The sequence below is a fragment of the Streptomyces sp. BE303 genome (genome assembly GCF_036290945.1).
GTDB lineage: Bacteria > Actinomycetota > Actinomycetes > Streptomycetales > Streptomycetaceae > Kitasatospora.
Map to the genome: position 1 here is coordinate 1 of NZ_JAQYWZ010000618.1, position 490 is coordinate 490.

Annotated in this window: 1 protein-coding gene; it reads right to left on the reverse strand. The window is 75.1% G+C overall.

Annotated elements, in window-relative coordinates; genetic code table 11:
* A partial coding sequence (locus PUR56_RS14335; protein ID WP_329949187.1) for a beta-ketoacyl [acyl carrier protein] synthase domain-containing protein occupies window positions 1-490 on the reverse strand: 490 nt, incomplete at both ends.

The following is a 490-nucleotide window of genomic DNA, read 5'->3' on the forward strand; positions in this document are numbered from 1 at the left end:
GCCGAGCGTCGTGCCGGTGCCGTGCGCCTCGACCGCGTCGACGTCCTGCGGGTTCAACCCCGCCTGCGCCAACGCCGCCCGGATCACCCGCTGCTGCGACGGACCGTTCGGCGCCGTCAGACCGTTCGACGCACCGTCCTGGTTCACCGCCGTGCCCCGCACCACCGCCAGCACCCGACGACCGGCCGCCCGTGCGGACGACAACCGCTCGACCACGAAGACGCCGGCGCCCTCGCCCCAGGCGGTGCCGTCCGCGTCGGAGCCGAACGACTTGCACCGGCCGTCGGCGGCCAGCCCGCGCTGACGGCTGAAGTCCAGGAAGGCCGTCGGGGTCGCCATCACGGTGACACCGCCGACCAGCGCCATCGAGCACTCGCCCGACCGCAGCGCCTGCGCGGCCAGGTGCAGCGCGACCAGCGACGACGAGCACGCCGTGTCCACCGTCACCGCCGGCCCCTCCAGGCCGAACGAGTACGAGACGCGGCCGGAC